Source organism: Flavilitoribacter nigricans DSM 23189 = NBRC 102662 (assembly GCF_002646595.1).
Classification (GTDB): domain Bacteria; phylum Bacteroidota; class Bacteroidia; order Chitinophagales; family Saprospiraceae; genus Flavilitoribacter; species Flavilitoribacter nigricans.
Genome location: NZ_PDUD01000072.1, coordinates 1 through 17,384, shown reverse-complemented (window position 1 = coordinate 17,384; position 17,384 = coordinate 1). Strand labels below are relative to the sequence as shown.

The following is a 17,384-nucleotide window of genomic DNA, read 5'->3' as shown; positions in this document are numbered from 1 at the left end:
GGAATGCTTTGCTCCCGGTTCTCCGCCCTAAATTATTTCATAAACACCTGGACCTCAAGAGTAAACCCTGCTTTTGGCTCCACTTTATTGCTTTTAATACCCACCAAAATAGCGACGCAGGAACCACTCCGCCGTCAGCAATACCAACAACAGGAAGAAGATCCATTTCAGATTGATCACCGAACGGGTGGCTACCGACTGATAGATGACCGGCGCTACGGTTTCCTTTTCGGCAATTCGATCCGCCAGACTGGCCACGTCATTCGGAGCTACCAGGCTACCGCCAAACTGATCACTGATCAGTTGCAGCAGTCGGTGATCCGCCGTGCTCTCGAAAAGTTCGAGCTGGATGGGCTGAACGGTAAACTGGCCGTTGTATTCCAGGCTCTCGCCCGTAGCTACGGTATTGGCCGTGAAGCGGTAGTTCCCCACCGGCAGGATACCGGCATTGAGGGTATATGCATTATTGATGCGGTTGAAAACGTAATCGTACTCTTTGCCGTCCTCATCGGTGATGGACATGCTGACGTCCGGATCGTTGATGAGTTCGTAATTATCATTGTACAACTCCCCGTCAAAAATGACCGGCTCGTTCTCATTGAAAATGTTCTTGTCCATGCTGACCCGGAACCGGCGCTTATCCTCTTTCAGTCCCACGTACTGGATCGTCTTACCCAGTAATTCATCAAAAATGTCCTGATTCTGGTGCTGAAGATAATCGAAAAGTCGCCATTTCCAGATCCCTTCCGCCGCAAGTACCCCCGCACGCGCTTCATTGTCCGTCCCCAGTACCAGTAGCGGATAGTCGGTGTCGATCCGCCCGATACGCTGCCGCAACAGTGCCTGGCTGTTGGCACCGACACTGAAATCTCCAAAGGGGGCGATCAGCGGTGGAAAAATACCGATGCCTCCGCTTATGGCTTCGCCGATGGTAAACAGGTTGAATCCGGGCACCACCCGGGCCTGTACTTCGTTGGAATTGGCTCCGCCCGCCCGGATCGTCAGTAAAGACTGGACGCGGTTGAAGCGGTTGATATCTGTTTGTCCGCCCACTATGTAGAGGACGGGGATCTTCCGGTTATTGATCTCATTGATGACGGCCTCCGCACTGTTCCCGATACTCGGCAACTGGTGCAGGATAACCATATCGTACTCGGCAATAGGATCCGTAAAATTGGCAATGTAAGCTACTTCCACTTCGTAGTTCTCGTTGGAAGTCAGGGATTGCCTCAGCGCGGTAATATCCGGATGCGGGGAGTTGGCAAGTACCAGTACTTTCTGCCGGGCATCCAGCACATCGATGAATATGTCCTTGGTATTATTCACCGTAGAGACCTCATTCGAGACCGGCGACAAACTGATCCGGAACCGCTGTACTCCGGCGGGATCGGCATCCAGGATGACTTCCTGCGTGGTGAAGAAGTCATTCCGGTCGATGGAGATCGGGATCTCCTGCAGGCGTCGTACATTATTACCCTCTACCTTCGAAACGCTGAGGGTGGTTGCGGAAGCACTACAGTTCAGCGCCGATACATCGATCTGTACCGAAAATTTATCGCCCAGGTAGGCGATCCGGTTGTGAAAAACTCTTTTGAGGATCACATCCCGCTTCGGCGTGGTATCTCCCAGCGCTACAGTAAAAACGGGTACACCGAGTTTGTTGCCCGAATAGACCGGGTTACTGCCTTCGTTGTAAATACCGTCGGTAGCCAACACTACGGCCCCCAAATTCTGGTTGCTGTAGAGATCGTAAATATCATTGAAAACCTCGGAGATATTGGTCACTTTATCGCCATAGCTGAAATCGATCCCCTCGCGTACTTCACTACCAAAGCTGTATTCTTTGAACTCGTATTCGTCGGAGAGGGACTTGGCCAGGGCTTCAACGTATTGGCGGTAGGTCTGTTGCTGTTCTTCGGTCATGGCCGCGGCCACGGATTCCGAATTGTCCTGAGCTAGTATGACGAGTGGTTTTTTCGTTTCGGTCTGCAGTGATCGCAAGAGGGGGGAAAGTAACAGGGCGCTGGCGATAGTTACCATCAAAAAGCGCAGAATACCCAATAACCAGGTCAGCCAGGGCGCCTGATCCCGGAAGGTCTTTTCCCGGTAATAAAGCCCCAAAGCGTATCCCAAACCCAAGATCACACAGAAAATTAAAAACCACGCAGGATATTGAAAACTAAGTCCTTTCATAATTATAGTCGAATAGAAGCGCAATATAGCGAAAAGGTAACTAGCAAGCCAATGTTTATACGTCTGCTGCCGGGTAATTGTTGCTCACAAGTCACAATTAAAGGCTCACTGCATTTTGTATACCCTCGGGGCTCAGCCAGGAAATCGCCTTACCGGCTGCGTCCACACTCACGAAATGTCTTCCGTCCGGTGAAAAGAAGGCGCCGTTCACCTGGGCGTGGTGTTGCTGAAAGCGTTTGATGATCTCCCCGTGGCTGTCCCACAGGATGATGGACTCATCGTTGGCGGCCGAGAGAATATACTGCCCATCAGCCGAGAATGAAATGTGGTTGACGTGTCCCGAATGGCCGTCCAGCACCCGGAGCAGTCTCCCCTGCTCGTCCCAAAGGCGGATATCATATCCCATACTCTGGGTCAGGTAACGGGATGATCCGGGAATGAAAAAGGCCCGGGACACCGAACGCGGATGATCTCCCAGTACGATCTGACAGTGACCGGCCAGATCCCAGATACGGGCGGTCCGATCGGCCGAAGCGGTTATGATCCGGGTGCCGTCCTGATTGAAATAGGCCGAATGGACATTACTCCGATGCCCCTCCAGACGGGTAGTCAGCTGGCCCTGGTAATTCCAGAGCGCCGCCGTGTTATCCTTGGAAGCCGTCAGTAGCAGATCCCGCGTCGAGCTGCGGTCAAAGCGATACACTTTAGCCTGGTGGGTAGGAAAAGTACGTACCTTTTTCCGGTCCCGGTCCCAGATGTGCATCTGCTGGGTCGTATCCAGCGTGAACAGGAAACGGCCGTCGGCCGCCAGTCTGGCCTTATTGATCATCATTCTCTTATCGCCGATCGACCACACCATTTCCCCCTGTAAGGTCCAGGCCCGCAGGATCTTATCCCGCCCGAGGGTATACAGCAGTTCACCGCCCGGATCGAAAAAAGCCTTATCTACCGCCTGGGGATGTTCCAGGGCCAGCCCGTACTGGCGGCCGCCCAGATTCCAGAAAAGCACCTGCCCGTCGAGCCCCACGGTAACGATCAATCGGCCGTCGGGAGAGAAGGTGGCTTCACTGATGCCCGGGGGGCCGTGGCCGTCCAGTCGTACGATCCGGGTAGAGCCGGCATTCCAAAATTTAATGGTCTGATCCGAAGAAGCCGTAATAAGTTCGCCGTGATGCTGCAGTGCGTGTGCATCACTGATCCGCCCCTGATGGCCCGAGAGCAGGCGGTGGCTGCCGTCGGTATACCACAGACGGGCCGTATGGTCGTTAGAAATGGTCAGGATCTCATCGTCCCGGGGGGTGAACATCGCTTTAACGATATCGTCTTCATGCCCTTTCAAAACTTTCGCTTCCAGTGGATAGATCGTCCAGAATTTGGCCGTATTATCCTTGGAGGCGGTGAGTATTTTGCGATCATCCGAAGAGAACTGCACGGAAATAACCGTCTGCCCGTGGGCAACGATATCCTCCTGGACTTCCCCCCCACGGGACCAGATGATCAAATGCTTATCGGCCGATACGGTGGCGAGATGGTCGCCGTCGTGAGCGATATCCACGGCCGTTATCTTATCCGTATGTGCTTTCAGTATCCATTGATGATCGTCCTGCAGGCTGAAACAGAAAGCGTCGTGTCCATACACGGATATCGCCACAAAATAGGAAGCGTCTGGAGCCAGTACGATCTGTTTGATATCATCGTGTTCTTTGATGACTTCCGGAAGGATGAATTTCTTTATTAGTTTCCCATTGAGGTCATACCGGCCGATAAAATTCTTAGCCCCGAGCAGGAAATGGTTACCGGCGGGCAGAAAGACCAGTTGCCGGATAGCCCGCAGGTCCAGTTGGTGGGTTTCTACGGTGCTCCCTTCCCGGTTGATCCGGAACAGTTTTCCGTCCGTCGTTGCCAGCAATAACCACTGACTATCCGGAGAAAAGGTAGCGACCGACACGTGCTCGTAGGGGATCTTCTGGATGAGCTTGCCGGATAAGTTATAAAGTAAGGCATCGTGGGAGGCCGTTGCGACAAACATCAGACTTTCATCCGGGGCCAGTTTGATATAGCGGATAATGGAGCCCACCCGGATCTCGCGCTCGTAATTGATCGCATTGTTCTCGTCCGCCGCGTAATAGGCCGAGATCAGGGCCTGTTTGATCTCCAGGGAAGGCCGGCCGTCGACACTACTCATGCGCCAGGCCTCCAGCGCGAATTGCAGCGCCTTGTGGTAATCCTGATCCGACCGCCAGATGTTCGAGTACAAAACCCGGTTGATGATCTCGATCTGACGATTTTTCTTTTCCGTTTCCCGGCGGTGGTATTCGTTCTCTTTGTTGAGTTGCTGGAGGCGGTATTTTTCCTTACGGCGCTCCTGTTCACTACGGTTGTAGAGTTCGGAAAATCCCGGTTGCAGGCTGAAATGCTGTAAGTAGGGACGGATGTAAAAAAGCTCCTCTTCCGAGAACAGTACCTTACGCTCCTGGTACATGGCCAGTTTGGGCCGGATCAGCCCCTGAATGCGCATCAGGTCCCGCGACTGGATATCCCGGGTCTCGGCGATCTTCTCCGCCAGTTTATCGTGGGACAGCTCGTAAGAACCTTCATCCACCCGCAAGAGCCGGCTGTCGACCAGCTCACTGATACAGTAGGCTACTGCGGCGTCAGAATACCCAAGCATGCGGATATCCATCCGATTCAGCGAGCGTCGCGTTCCTTCCAGCGTGGCGAATTGATCCATGATCTTGCTGATCACATCCGGATCGGAGATCCCGAATCGGCTTTTCATCCGCGCCTGAATGATGTGTTGCTGCTCTTCCATGAATTCCACCAGAATATCTCCGATCGATCCGACCCGGTCCACCAGATCCGGTGAAAAGATCACCTGTCCGTTGGCGTGTTGCTCCCGGTATACCCGAAAAAGCTTATCCAGGTAGATCTGCAGGTATGACAGCTGGATCCCGCGCCGGGTATCCGTAAGCCGGGAGATGATGCGATTGGCGGTTTGTACGGGCCGCCGGAGTTTAATCCCAAATTGCTCGCAGGAACCCCGGATCACCTGCCGGATATTGCTGGTGTTCATGGATTCCACCCGTAGCCGGTTATCAAAGACCTTGGGTAGATAGCGCTCAAAATCGTAGAGCCGGGCGATGTATTCTTCCCGCATGATCAAAATGATCCGCAGGGGAAGTTGCCGCTTTTCGCCCTGGTCCAAAAGGCGGGCAATATATTTGTAAAAGCGTTTGCGTTCGCTGTTCGTACCGAGAATATAGACCTCTTCAAACTGATCGAAAACGAAATAAATGGGTTTCAGATAATCCAGAAAAAGGGAATCGACGGCGGTTTCCAGTGTGGATCCGGAAGGCACCGGCATCAGCGCGTGGCGTTTGATCACCCGCCGCAGGGAGCGATTGATATTGTTCCGCCGCCGCACATAGACCTCAAACCAGTCCGTATCGTTGAAGCGGTTGGCCAGACCGCACTGCACCAGGCTGGTTTTACCGACACCGGAGGCACCGTACACCAGGATCAGCCGGGATTCGTTGACCAGTTCGTACAAGCGATCGACTTCTGCCGACCGGCCGAAAAAGATAGCCTGGTCTTCCCGGGTGTACGGGTCCAGCAATTTAAAGGGGCTCAGGGGTATCATGGCATGTGTTTCAGGTCAACATCAAAAAAGAGATAACAGAAATCGTTTAATTCCTGGATCAGTTCGGGATAATTTCCGGTATCAATGATCAGTTTTTCCGTCTCCATCTGAGCCAGCTTGTAGTAGATGGTCTGGTAGTCAAAATTGTAGTAGTGGAAATAAAAGATCCGGCTCAGTTCCTTTTGCTTCAGGGCGTGTTCATCGATGACGAAAGGCGAAAGATTCAGGAATTCCGGTTTGGAACTATTCAGGGGTTCCTTGACCAGGATCACCGAATTATCGTCCAGAAAATGCTGGTACAGATTCTCTTCGTCCAGGAAGCCGGCGGTGATCGTATCCAGCTTGACCGTAATGTGGCGAAACATCGGCAGCCGATGCCGGGGGCGGATCAGATTGATCTGCTTGACGGTGTGGAAAGAATACTTGGCGCAGAATCCCAGCTGGCGAAAAATGTCCCCCAGATGTTTTTCCGCCTGCACGCAGTAACTCTCGATCTCTCCGGCCTCCAGTTTCCGCTCCACATGCGGCTGCTTTTCGCGCATATACTGCATGAAGCGATAGGCGTGGATGAAGGCCTCGTCTTCGTAAAGCGCCTTTTTAGCCCGGGCAATCTCCTCGATAAAGTAGGGAATATCGTTCTCGTCGAAAATGATCCGGATGGCCCGGATGAGCCGAATGTAGTCATAACTCATCAACTCGTGGGGGGAAAGGGTAAAGAACTGCCGGATGACCGACGACTGGTAACGGGGTACGATCAGCTCCCGATTGCTCATTTTGGCATCCCAGAGCTGGGCCAGCATGATATAGGCCACCAGTTCTACCAACGAATTGTAGGTGCGGATGATCTGATCCAGACGCTCGTAGGTGAACCGGCGGATATTGGCCGTTTCGATCCGGTGTTCGGCGGCAAACAGTTTGCGTACCTGCTCCCCTACCGGCGCCGGCAGGGTATCCGTGATGGCGCGCCGGATCCGGCGAAAATCTACGTGTTTGCCCTTCTGGTGTTGCAGGTGAAAAAATTCCAACTCATCGGAGTAATCTTTTAAGACCTCCCACAGGACCTGGATCAGCACCTGATTAACCGGAGACTGCTGGAAATTGTGGATCTCGCTGGCTCCGGGCACGATGATCTCGCGGTAAGAGACTGTGGGGATCACCCAGTGTTTTGCTTTTTCATCCCGGTAGGCGATGAAGTAATGCGGCGTCTCTTCTGCTCCGTCCATACCCTGGCCCCGGAATTCCTCCGTCTCCCCCGCATCCACAATAGTGGCGGCGTTTTGGAAAGCATCATCCAGTTCATAGCCCTTAGCCATGGCGTGGTAGAAACTGCGGGCCATACTGGCGGCCTTCTCATCCGGCACCGGCCGATGGGTACCGATCACGGCCGGAACACCGAGTTCCAGCAGCCGTCTGGCGGTTTTTTCAGTTTCACAACCGTTGAGGAAAACCAGTTGCAGCGATTCCAGCCGGGCGAGCGTTTCGGCTACCTGCATGCCTTTCGCCGTAGTACCTTCCAGGATCAGGTGGTCTTCGGCCGCGTGGCCTGAGAAATGAAATAGCTGAATAGAATGGCTAAACTCCGTCAGGTAGTAAGCCAGCCGGTCCAGAGTGATGAAGGGTTCATGCTCAATCTGGATGTAGAAATTGTGACGATGTTCCATCAAGGCCCGCCGGATCAGATCGGATTCCCGGGCCAGAGCTTTCAACGGACTATCCGATCGATTCGCCGCAGCGAAGAAAAACACTGGGGGGTTATTAGGCATAAAGTCGCTATTACTTTACCTTTCAGTTAGTTACTCATAAGAATTATGCTAGATAAAAGTAATGAAAATTTAAAATTTCCAGCGTATGCCCCCTAATATTCTAAAAATTGCCCGTCTAAAGGTCCGTTTTAGCCCCATGATCGGCGCTTAACCCGCGTAGAATTTCCAATGCCCGCGGCGCATCCCCCAGCGGTACGAACAGATGATCGTGGTAATAGGCAGCCACCGCATTACAGCTGATCTCTTCGGCGGCCAGTGCCGTAGCAACCGCGGCCGTCAGTCCGACTGCCTCCAGGGAAGAGTGAATTTGCAGCGTGATCCAGGCCATTAATCCGGTATAGGAAAGTTCCCATTCGTCCGCTTTGGCTCTGGGTAATATGCAGGTGATGCCTTCCGGCTCCCGGAAGGTAGCAATGGCGGCGGCCAGCGTTTGCGGATCCGGGTCCGGATGGGTGGTAAAGACGTACACTCCATCCCGTTGCAACGGAGCCATATTGCGCAACAATAATTGAAGATCTTTTTCGCCGGCCATAAGTAAAGGAAGAAAAAGGAGGGAAAGGCATGAGGAAGGACTACCACTCCTTCCTCATGCCGGATCGGATCAGGCCGTGGCCATGACCATATCTTCGGAAGGTTGCCAGTTATCCGCAAAACGCTGCGTACGGCGTTTCATCACGGCGATGGCTTCTTCTTTGCTTTCAAACATATTGTCCACATTCACCAGGTGATCGGCCAGTACATCGTAACGGCCGCGCATGAGGTGGAAAAATACCCCGAGGAAATCCAGTCCGTCGAAGATCAGCGCCTGGTGTTTGGCGTAATCATCGATCGTCTTTCTGAAATAGATCGGGTGTTCCGTCCAGTGCATATGCGGGCGCTGGTGGTGGCTGATGTGGTAGCCGTCGTTCCAGCATTTGTGATTGTATTTGTGGTTGATGCAGGTAATACTGTTGTAGAACGGATTACCCGGATCGGTCGGATCGACAAAACTGTGCTGCGACCAGTTACCCATCATCATAACGATGCGGGACAACAGGAAAGGCAGAATAAATACATGGAAGGTTGCCCAGAAATTTACCACACACAGCGCAATGACCACTCCCAGAAAAACGTACTCACCAACTGCCACCTTACGGGCCAGCTTTCTTCGGTCCCGGCTGATGAAATACTGGATCAGCTCAATGATGGCCTTCCAGAAGAAATTCCAGAAGTAACGGAACCACTCCCGGAAATTATCCCGCTGGTAAAACATCGTAGAACTGAGATCATCGGGCAGGTTATTTTCCGAATGATGCATATGGATGTGGTGGCTGTAATAGGTTTCGGGCGACTGGCCGAAAAATGGACCCACCACCCACGGCAGGTATTTATTCAACGATTCGTAATTGGATTTGAACCATTTGCGGTGACTGGTACAATGCAACATCAAGCCAAAAGGACCTTTGAATACAAAGTTATTCACCACAAAATAAGTGACCGCCAGGGCGGCAAATATCCACCCCGAGGTGAAATACAGCGCCAATCCGATGGGGATCATGATCAAAGTGATCTTCAGGCTCAGGTAAACGAATGGGAGGTCACGCTCATCGCGAATCATCGACAGGAAAAAACGATCAAGCGCAGAGTAATCGTCCCGCGGCACGAATACGGGATCGTGAATAGTTGCTAATTCTTTCATAGTCTAATGCAAGTCTTTCGTTTTTTTTGCGAAAAAGGATTTACATGACACGCCTGCTGGCTGTCCTCCACCTGTAATTACAGGTGTTAAAAATAATCTCTATATGAGATAATGGGGCGTGTTTCGACTCTATCAACAGCCCACTGATTAAGGGGCCGACGCGAAGTTGCCCAAAGATAGGGTTTTTATTGGGAAATGCAGATTTTAGGCCCACCGGAGGACCTTCAGCTCTGAATGTAAGGTGGATCATGTTTTAAAAAACCGCTGAACACCTATTGTTCCGTCCCGCAACCGCGCTTTGATCAGGTATATCCCGGCGGGCAGATCGGGTAAAGCAAGTCTGATCTCTGTCGCGAAAATATTGTTTTGGGAATAAAGTCGGAGGCCGTTCAGATCGAAAATATCCAGGCTGGTAAAGGGTTCGCCGGGTGTAGCTATCAGGATCTGATCACCGGCAGGATTGGGATATACGTTCAGGCCTAAATCAGAGAACCGCTCCCGGACCGGTACGTAATCGCAGGGGAATTCGGTGAGGAATTGGTAGACTCCGAAGTCGGGATGTTCAAAGCAGCGCAGCGGTCCGGCGGGGACATCACAAAAGCCGTAAGGCGGCAGAAAAAAATGATCGCCTCCGATATCTTCGTAGATCCTCCTGCCAAAACTGAGTGGTGCATTAAATGATTCATTGTAGAGTGGAGTGACGTGCTGGACCTGCACCGAATCGTTATTGATCCGGAGTTGACTGAGCGAATCGATCCGCACATAGAACGTATCCATGTCTTCCGTTCCCAGATCCGCCACGAACATTTTCAGGGTATCCCCGGCAACCAGATTGAAATCATAGAGCAGCGCGAAGTCTTCGCTTACTTCGTTGTAATAATAGATGCGTCGATCTTCGCGATAAGCATAACGCATCGGGAAGCTGCAACTCTGCCCACCTTCAATGATCCGACAGGCGCGGTTATTGATCGTGGTGTCTCCAACTACTTCCATTACGTGCAGCCCGATATTGGGACCGCCAAATGAATACTGGGAATAATACCAACGGGTACCGGGTGGTGCCCACTCCTGAGCCGGTAGCAACTGACTGAGACTGCACAAAGTCAAGAGCAGCGGTAATGATGCCTTGATCATAGATGAGAGCGTTTGGTTGTTTTGAATTTAAGCAAAACTCCGCGCACTCAACCGCCGTGCTCTACCTTTTAACTTCCGGTTTTCCTTATTCTGTCGGACTGCCGTCTATTCACTGATAAAACTGGAAGTAGGCAAGCCAGTACCGTTGAATAAATTGGGCGTGGCCGTGTTGCTCCAGGCGTAACGCACCCGTTTGGGATGCCGCACCTGTTTGGATAGTAGTACCAGTCGCCCTTTCCGGAAAAATGCCTTAGCCGGATAGAAGACACCGTCCGCACCGGCCAGTTCGAAATGCGTGATCTCCTTTTCTGTTGCGTGTAGCCCCTCGTCGTTCTCAAAATTGATCCAGACTTTCCGCCCGTCGATCTCCATATTTTTAAACAGAGGCCCGGCTGCAACTGCATCCGAAACCCGGTAATGCCGGCTCAGCGCCAGATTGGCCAGGCGCTGCCCCACATCCAGTTTGTTGCGCGGATGAATGTCGGTTGTATCGCCGATATCACTGGTCACGACCATGCCCGTTTGGGGAAGTTTCAGTACCCGTCTCTGGGCATCGCGGACCAGGGTTCCCCGGTTGCCGGCACCGTAGCGGAAGGGAGCGATCTGGGCGTAGTAAAACGGGAATTCCTGCCCCCACAATTCCCGCCAGCTGCGGATGAGGGTGGCGAACATATCTTCATAGGATTCTGCATTGATCGTATTGGCCTCGCCCTGGTACCACAGCACGCCGGCGATGGGAAAAGTGGTCAGCGGATCGATCATCGCGTTGTAGGCCCGCGCTGGTTCTACCGGTCCCCAGGGTACGGGTTCCAGGCGGTCGGCCGCTGCGGACAGTGCCGGGTCCTGCCGGATCTTATTTTCCGGGATCCAGGTCTCGGCCGGCGTACCGCCCCAACTGGAGTGGATGATCCCTACCGGTACGCCCAGCTCCTGCTGGATCTTCGCGGCAAAAAAGTAGGCCACCGCGCTAAAACTTCGACTGTTCTCGGGGGTGCTGACGGCCCATGCACCCTCCAGATCGATCTGAGGAGTAGTGGCAGTCCGGTGCGCTACAGTGAAGAAACGGATGTTGGGATTCTGCGCATTGGCCATCGCTTTTTCCGCGCCGATCACCCCTCCGGCCAGGGACCATTCCATATTGGACTGGCCGGAGCACAGCCAGACTTCTCCAAGCATCACATTCCGGATCATCACCTTATTGTAGCCCTCGATCTCGATATCGTACGGTCCGCCGGCCGGCGGAGTACTGACCGTTACTTCCCAGTGGGCCTGATTATCCGTTTTGTAGGTGAAGGTTTCGGTACTCCAACCGACCTTGACCGTTACATTCTCATTGGGCTTGGCCCATCCCCATATCTTGACGGAGCTGTTTTGCTGCATCACCATATTATCGGCAAAAATAGCCGGTAGGTTAACGTTAGCCCGAAGCAGGGGGGCAAGGGTCATTAAGGTCAGAAAGAGTATCAGGCGTTGGCCAGGCAGTTGGTATTTCATGGATTCCGTTTTGTTCTTTTCCACAAATTTGTCCAGAATTTCGGACAAAAGAAAAAAGGACGGAACATTACTGCGCAGTTCTTCCCGCCCGGTACCCGTATGCAATGGAACGGGGGCCGCCGGACCAGGCGCCGTAGTACCGGTAGCCAACGGGTGAGTGGGGATTGAAATCATCGTAGCTGCGCCCCACTTCGTAATAACCGCCACCACGGTACCCAAAGCCCCCAACTTCATCGTCACTCTTAGGCCAGTCCGCATTCGTCGCGTGGCCGAAACTGAGATTTCCGTCGCCGTGGCTACCCACGAACTGACGTCCCACCGGATTGCCAACCGTAATGACTTTCTCCCAGACGCTGCCACTGAGGTCCATGACCCAATAGTAGGAAGCGCCAAACACCGGGCGGTTGGCATCCGTCAGTTCGCTTTCCGAGTGGCCGTTGGCCAGTACCAATTCGGCGTCCGGCGTCACGTAACGTTCGAGTTGATCGTAATTATTGGTTCCCCACACAAATTCCCCGGGAATAGGTTGGGCGGGGCCGCGGACTGCTTTTTCGTATTCCAGCTCGGTGAGCGGCCGCAGTGCCGCCCAGTCGGTATAGGCCAGACCGTCGGTGAAGCTGACGTAGTTCATGGGCCGCTTGGGATTATCCGCTACGTACTTTCCGTCGATCAGACGAATACCGCCGCGGTGTTCGTAGTAATCCCGGCCACCCAGCGGCGATCGCACATAAGTCCAGGTATCCGGCAGGTGATTGAGAAAAGCCGCGTACTGGCCCTGGGTGAGTTCGTATTTCATGATGTAGAATGCCCGGAACCCTTTGGGGAAAGCCTCCGGGATCGGTCCCTGCTGATCTCCGTTATAGAGTGCATTTTCACTCCAGTAGTACAACTCGCCCGCATTCGGTCCGACGGGGATCGCGGCCTCCGAACGAATCTCAAACAGTCCGTCGGGTTCCCCGGCCGCATCGGATCGATAAAAGGCGGCCTTTTCCCGGGCCGGATCATCGGGGCTACCCAGGGTGAAGCCTCCTGCGGGAATGTACACCATTTCCAGACCGTACACCTGGAAATTCCCCTGGAGCCGGCGACCGTTGAACGGTCGGCCCTGATCCAGCAACAATTCCAGTTTGAGATCTACGTCTCCCCGGTAATTGCCGGAGGGATAAATCAATATACCCAGGCTGTCAGCAGCCACTTCGATCCGGGGTTCCGTCGTGCCGGGCAACCGATTTACGAGTACCCGGTGACCGGCCGGTTTTAGTTTGACGTGGTTGTTGTAGTAGCCGTCCAGTTTGACAAATACCCAGACTGCATCGTGGTTCCTATCGTTGTTCCAGGCATTCTTCCAGCGGAGATCGAATATGACCCGCGCCTGGTCCGGTGCAACATCCGGTCGGTAAACGGCCCGTATATTTTCGATGGTGAGATCGGTAGCGAAGAGGGCGTGACCCCACAAAAGGGCCAGCACCGGAAAGAGAAGCTTTCGGTAATTCATAATTAGTCGGATGTAATGGTGAATGAATGCCCCAATTGTGGGGGAGCCGGTTCAGCTCAAATTGGCAATTGATTTTTTTCAATCTTATATGCCACAATTTGAGAACTAAACGCCCCTGCCCAATGGTGGGGAAGCCGGTGCTTCCTTTGCGGGAAGTGTAATCCCGGCGATCTCCGACTAAAATACAAAATGATCGCAAAAAAAAAGCGACCCCAATCTGCTTGAAGCCGCTCCATAGTATTTGCGCACAGATCTTACGATCTGCGATAGTGTTCAATCGTTAGTTTCCGCCGAGGATCAGCGGGAGTCCGTCGCCGTTACCGCCGACGATGATGACCTTACTGTTCGGAGAGTTGGCCAGTTCCAGTGTGGCCTCGATCCCTTTATCCTGCAGGATCTTGTCGGTCAAACTGGCGTTCAGGATCTTGTTCGCGTCGGCTTTGGCCTGTGCTTCAATGATCTTACGTTCGGCTTCTTTCCGCTCCTGGTCCAGAATGTACTCGTACTTCAGCGCGGACTGCTCGGCCTCCAGTTTTTCCTCAATGGCCGTCCGTACTTTTTCCGGAAGTTCGATATCGCGGATGAGGGTTGCCCGCAGTTCCACGTAGTTATTATCCAAAGCCTTCGCCAGATTCCCCTGGATCAGCTTTTGTACTTCGTCGCGTTTGGTAGAATACAATTCTTCCGGTGTGAACTGACCGATCATCTCCCGGACGGAACTCCGGGTTTCCGGGATCACCAGCCGTTTGACGTAATCGGGGCCGAATTTTTCGTGGATCTCGGCGATCTTGTCATATTTGGGATTTACCCGTACGGTGACATCTACACTGATGTTCAAACCGTTGCTGGACAGAACCTCCATTTCTTCCTCTACCTGTTGTTCCCGTACATCGTAGACATACATAACGTTCCAGGGAGCAATAATGTGGAAACCCGGCTCGTAGATGTTCTCGCGGTCCAGACCACCACTAAACCGGCGAAAAAGCACGCCGCGTTCTCCGGCATCAATGGTGAGAAAAGTAGCATTACTGAACCCTATGATAAGAATAAGGAGGACAAATGCGATCACACCCCAACTGATCATTTTACTCTGGGGATTCGCATTGCCTCGGTTTCTTGCTTCACTCATTTTATTATGTTTTTTGATAAACAATGACTCGGAAGTGCGCTAAATGCAGGTCGATTGGTGGTGCCCTTACCTTCAGATCACTTCTTACTTTAAAGTACAAACCACACCCACAAATGTTTACATTTAACCGACTATTGCGGGTCTAAACACGACTAAAGGCGCGCGGGAGGAGGACCGGTATTAATATATGGTTTTTTGGGCGAAGCTGCCGGCAGAATCGGAATGGAAGTAACCGCCGCCGACTATAAATGTACATTTTTCTTTCGTTTTTTACATTATCGCTATCTTGGGGCCACTTATAAAATTGAAAACAATCTATTTCTTTAAAAACATACTAAACGATAATCCGATAGCTATGAAAAAGATTTTGATTTTTGCCGCACTGGTAGGCTTTGTTGTAGCCTGTGGCGGTTCAGAAGACACTACGGACAGCAGCAGCACTGAGGCTGAAAAAACAACGGCAAGTGCAGCGGAGCCGGCCGCTCCCGCTCCAGACGGTGAAAAAATTTACAAGCAAAACTGTATTGCCTGCCACGGTCTGTACGGCGATATGGGCGCCAGTGGTGCTTTCAACCTGCAAACTTCCGAACTAACCGTTGACGAACGGATCAATGTGATCACCAACGGTAGAAACACCATGGCTGCCTGGGGTTCTCTGTTGAAAGAGGATCAGATCAAGGCCGTTGCTGAGTACACGATGACCCTGAAAAAAGATTAATAATTCACCACATGGCCATATCCGACCAAGCTACTCAACAATTGCGGGCCATCGGGCTAATGTCCGGCAGCTCGCTGGATGGTCTGGATGTAGCTGCCTGTGAATTTACGATCGCCACGGATAGCGGATCTCCCCGGATCCTTTCCTGGGAAATGGGGGCATCCGCTACCCTCCCCTATTCTGAAAGCTGGGCACAGCGTCTGCGGGAAGCTACCCAACTAAACGGACTGGAGCTGACCGCACTGCATGCCGACTACGGGAAACTGGTCGGTGAACTGGTTCGGGATTTCCTCCAGGAGCACCACTTTCAGCCCGACCTCATCGCTTCCCACGGCCACACGGTTTTTCATTATCCGGAACGCGGCTTTACGCTTCAGATCGGAGATGGAGCCGCCATTGCTGCTCAATCCGGAATTACGACCATCTGCGATTTCAGAAGCCTGGATATTGCCAATGGCGGTCAGGGGGCACCGCTGGCGCCACTGGCCGACGCTCTTCTTCTCCCTCCGCATGACTTTTACCTTAATCTCGGCGGTATCGCCAATATTACCGCCCGCACCCATAATGGGCACGTCGCCTTCGATATTTGCGGTGCCAATCAGATCCTGAATGCGCTGGTAGCACCTTTACAACTCCCCTACGACGATAAAGGCCATCTGGCCCGGGGTGGTCAGTTCATTCCGGAACTGGCCCGGCAACAAAATCAGCTGAAATATTTCAAACTTCCTTACCCTAAATCTCTGGATAACAACTGGGTACGAGAAAACCAAACCCAGGTTTTTGAAGCACATCCGGAATCCACGGCCAATCGGCTGCACACAGCCTGTCTGCTTATTGCCGGACAGATCGCCCAGCAGGTACAGCAAATCCGCAAGCGGGAAACAATGGATGAAGGGCCGTACAGCCTGCTGGTAAGCGGCGGCGGAGCCTATAATGATTTTCTGATAGAATGTATTCAGACGGCATTGCCCGATGTAAAGATCGAATTGCCGGACGATCGGCTGATCGCCTTTAAGGAAGCGGCGCTGATCGCGCTGATGGGCAGCCTGCGCCTGTTGGGACGGCCCAATTGCCTGTCCAGTGTGACGGGAGCCACCTATGATGTGTGCGGGGGAGCGATCCACTCCGGCCGCTCCTGATCTGTAACCTACCTTGGTTTATACTGTACCCCGGTTGCGTCCCCGCCAGACGGAAAGGATCAACCGAAAGGGAAAGATCACCGCCGTGATCACTGCGCCTACGCCGAACAATAAGATCTCATTCTGGATAAAATATACCCACTGCATCTGCCGGTCCGCCGGGCGTTTGCCGACCAGGCTTTCCACGCCCCTTTCATCGACGAAAGTCTGGAAATTATTGAGTTCCTGTACGAGATAAAAGACCAGAGGGATGCACAGGAATACGAGGACGATCTTCCAGGTTTCCCGGTGCGCCAGATAGGTATACGGTAAAAGGAATATGTACCGCCCCAGGGTAATGAAGCAGATAATGACTACGATATTGAGCGTATAGAATGGGAAGTTGCCGATATTGAAATAAATGGGCAGTAAAACGGCGGCTAGCACCAGAAAAGTGATCAACCACCAGAGGAGTTCGAGCTGTTTGACAGCACCTTTTTGTATTTGGCTGGCCATATGGATCAGGATATTGGTCCGTTTGTTGGGCAGAATAGCCCTAAAATGGAGAAAGCCTCCCGACGTTAGTCGGGAAGCTTTCATAAAGTTGGCAGTGACCTACTCTCCCACCTAGTGGTAGTACCATCGGCGCTGAAGGGCTTAACTTCTCTGTTCGGAATGGGAAGAGGTGAACCCCTTCGCTATAACCACCAACAATTCTTGTGAATACCGCTTTTGGTATTCGGTTTCTTTATTTGATTTTGATCATGGTACAGTGTACCTCTTGGCGATCCCGATTCGATCCACCCGGATCTCATCCGGGATGATCATTGCGCGGGGCGCATGATCAAAATCAATTGACAAGTGTGGGAAGCGGTAAGTTGTACTGAACAATCGCTATTGCAATGTCAGCATTGAAGGTAAAGATCGTTTGCAGTTGTCTAAAGTGATGGTAAAGTTGAAGAAATAAAGGAAGCTTTCGGGTAATTAGTACTACTCAGCTTCATACATCACTGCACTTCCAC

The 17,384-nt window shown here is 52.5% G+C and carries 12 protein-coding genes and 1 rRNA gene; 2 read left to right on the top strand and 11 right to left on the bottom strand.

Annotated elements, in window-relative coordinates; genetic code table 11:
* Nucleotides 1-93: 93 nt before the first annotated feature.
* The 9 genes from CRP01_RS40105 to CRP01_RS40065 all read right to left on the bottom strand — a co-directional run bounded on the left by CRP01_RS40105 (nt 94) and on the right by CRP01_RS40065 (nt 14,526).
* On the bottom strand, nt 94-2,145 hold the full coding sequence (locus CRP01_RS40105) for a hypothetical protein (RefSeq protein ID WP_233752843.1): 2,052 nt from the start codon (nt 2,143-2,145) through the stop codon (nt 94-96).
* A 145-nt stretch (nt 2,146-2,290) separates the two neighbouring features.
* Nucleotides 2,291-5,833, bottom strand: coding sequence for an NACHT and WD repeat domain-containing protein (locus tag CRP01_RS40100; protein ID WP_099155746.1), 3,543 nt, complete (start codon nt 5,831-5,833; stop codon nt 2,291-2,293).
* Nucleotides 5,830-7,596, bottom strand: a complete 1,767-nt coding sequence (locus tag CRP01_RS40095) for a CHAT domain-containing protein (RefSeq protein ID WP_099155745.1) — start codon at nt 7,594-7,596, stop codon at nt 5,830-5,832. The genes CRP01_RS40100 and CRP01_RS40095 overlap by 4 nt, the downstream gene beginning before the upstream one ends.
* A 115-nt stretch (nt 7,597-7,711) precedes the next feature.
* Complete coding sequence (locus tag CRP01_RS40090; RefSeq protein ID WP_099155744.1) at nt 7,712-8,128, bottom strand: ACT domain-containing protein; 417 nt, start codon at nt 8,126-8,128, stop codon at nt 7,712-7,714.
* Nucleotides 8,129-8,197: 69 nt separating this feature from the next.
* On the bottom strand, nt 8,198-9,274 hold the full coding sequence (locus tag CRP01_RS40085) for a fatty acid desaturase family protein (RefSeq protein WP_099155743.1): 1,077 nt from the start codon (nt 9,272-9,274) through the stop codon (nt 8,198-8,200).
* Nucleotides 9,275-9,520: 246 nt separating this feature from the next.
* On the bottom strand, nt 9,521-10,408 hold the full coding sequence (locus CRP01_RS40080) for a T9SS type A sorting domain-containing protein (protein ID WP_099155742.1): 888 nt from the start codon (nt 10,406-10,408) through the stop codon (nt 9,521-9,523).
* Between the two features lie 105 nt (nt 10,409-10,513).
* Complete coding sequence (locus tag CRP01_RS40075; protein ID WP_099155759.1) at nt 10,514-11,902, bottom strand: sialate O-acetylesterase; 1,389 nt, start codon at nt 11,900-11,902, stop codon at nt 10,514-10,516.
* Nucleotides 11,903-11,969: 67 nt separating this feature from the next.
* The gene (locus tag CRP01_RS40070) at nt 11,970-13,397 is read right to left on the bottom strand and encodes a formylglycine-generating enzyme family protein (protein ID WP_099155741.1); all 1,428 of its coding nucleotides are present in this window, start codon (nt 13,395-13,397) and stop codon (nt 11,970-11,972) included.
* A 280-nt stretch (nt 13,398-13,677) separates the two neighbouring features.
* A complete protein-coding gene (locus tag CRP01_RS40065) occupies nt 13,678-14,526 on the bottom strand; it encodes a prohibitin family protein (protein WP_099155740.1) in 849 nt (282 codons plus the stop codon).
* A 355-nt stretch (nt 14,527-14,881) separates the two neighbouring features.
* On the opposite strand from CRP01_RS40065, the gene CRP01_RS40060 reads away from it, so the two are divergent.
* A complete protein-coding gene (locus tag CRP01_RS40060) occupies nt 14,882-15,244 on the top strand; it encodes a c-type cytochrome (protein ID WP_099155739.1) in 363 nt (120 codons plus the stop codon).
* Between the two features lie 11 nt (nt 15,245-15,255).
* Nucleotides 15,256-16,383, top strand: coding sequence for an anhydro-N-acetylmuramic acid kinase (locus tag CRP01_RS40055; RefSeq protein ID WP_099155738.1), 1,128 nt, complete (start codon nt 15,256-15,258; stop codon nt 16,381-16,383).
* Nucleotides 16,384-16,401: 18 nt separating this feature from the next.
* Here CRP01_RS40055 and CRP01_RS40050 read toward each other — a convergent pair whose 3' ends face one another.
* Nucleotides 16,402-16,878 carry a hypothetical protein gene (locus CRP01_RS40050; protein ID WP_099155737.1) on the bottom strand — a complete coding sequence of 159 codons (477 nt, stop codon included), beginning with the start codon at nt 16,876-16,878 and terminating at the stop codon, nt 16,402-16,404.
* A gap of 86 nt (nt 16,879-16,964) precedes the next feature.
* A 5S ribosomal RNA gene (rrf, locus tag CRP01_RS40045) occupies nt 16,965-17,074 on the bottom strand.
* Nucleotides 17,075-17,384: the final 310 nt, after the last annotated feature.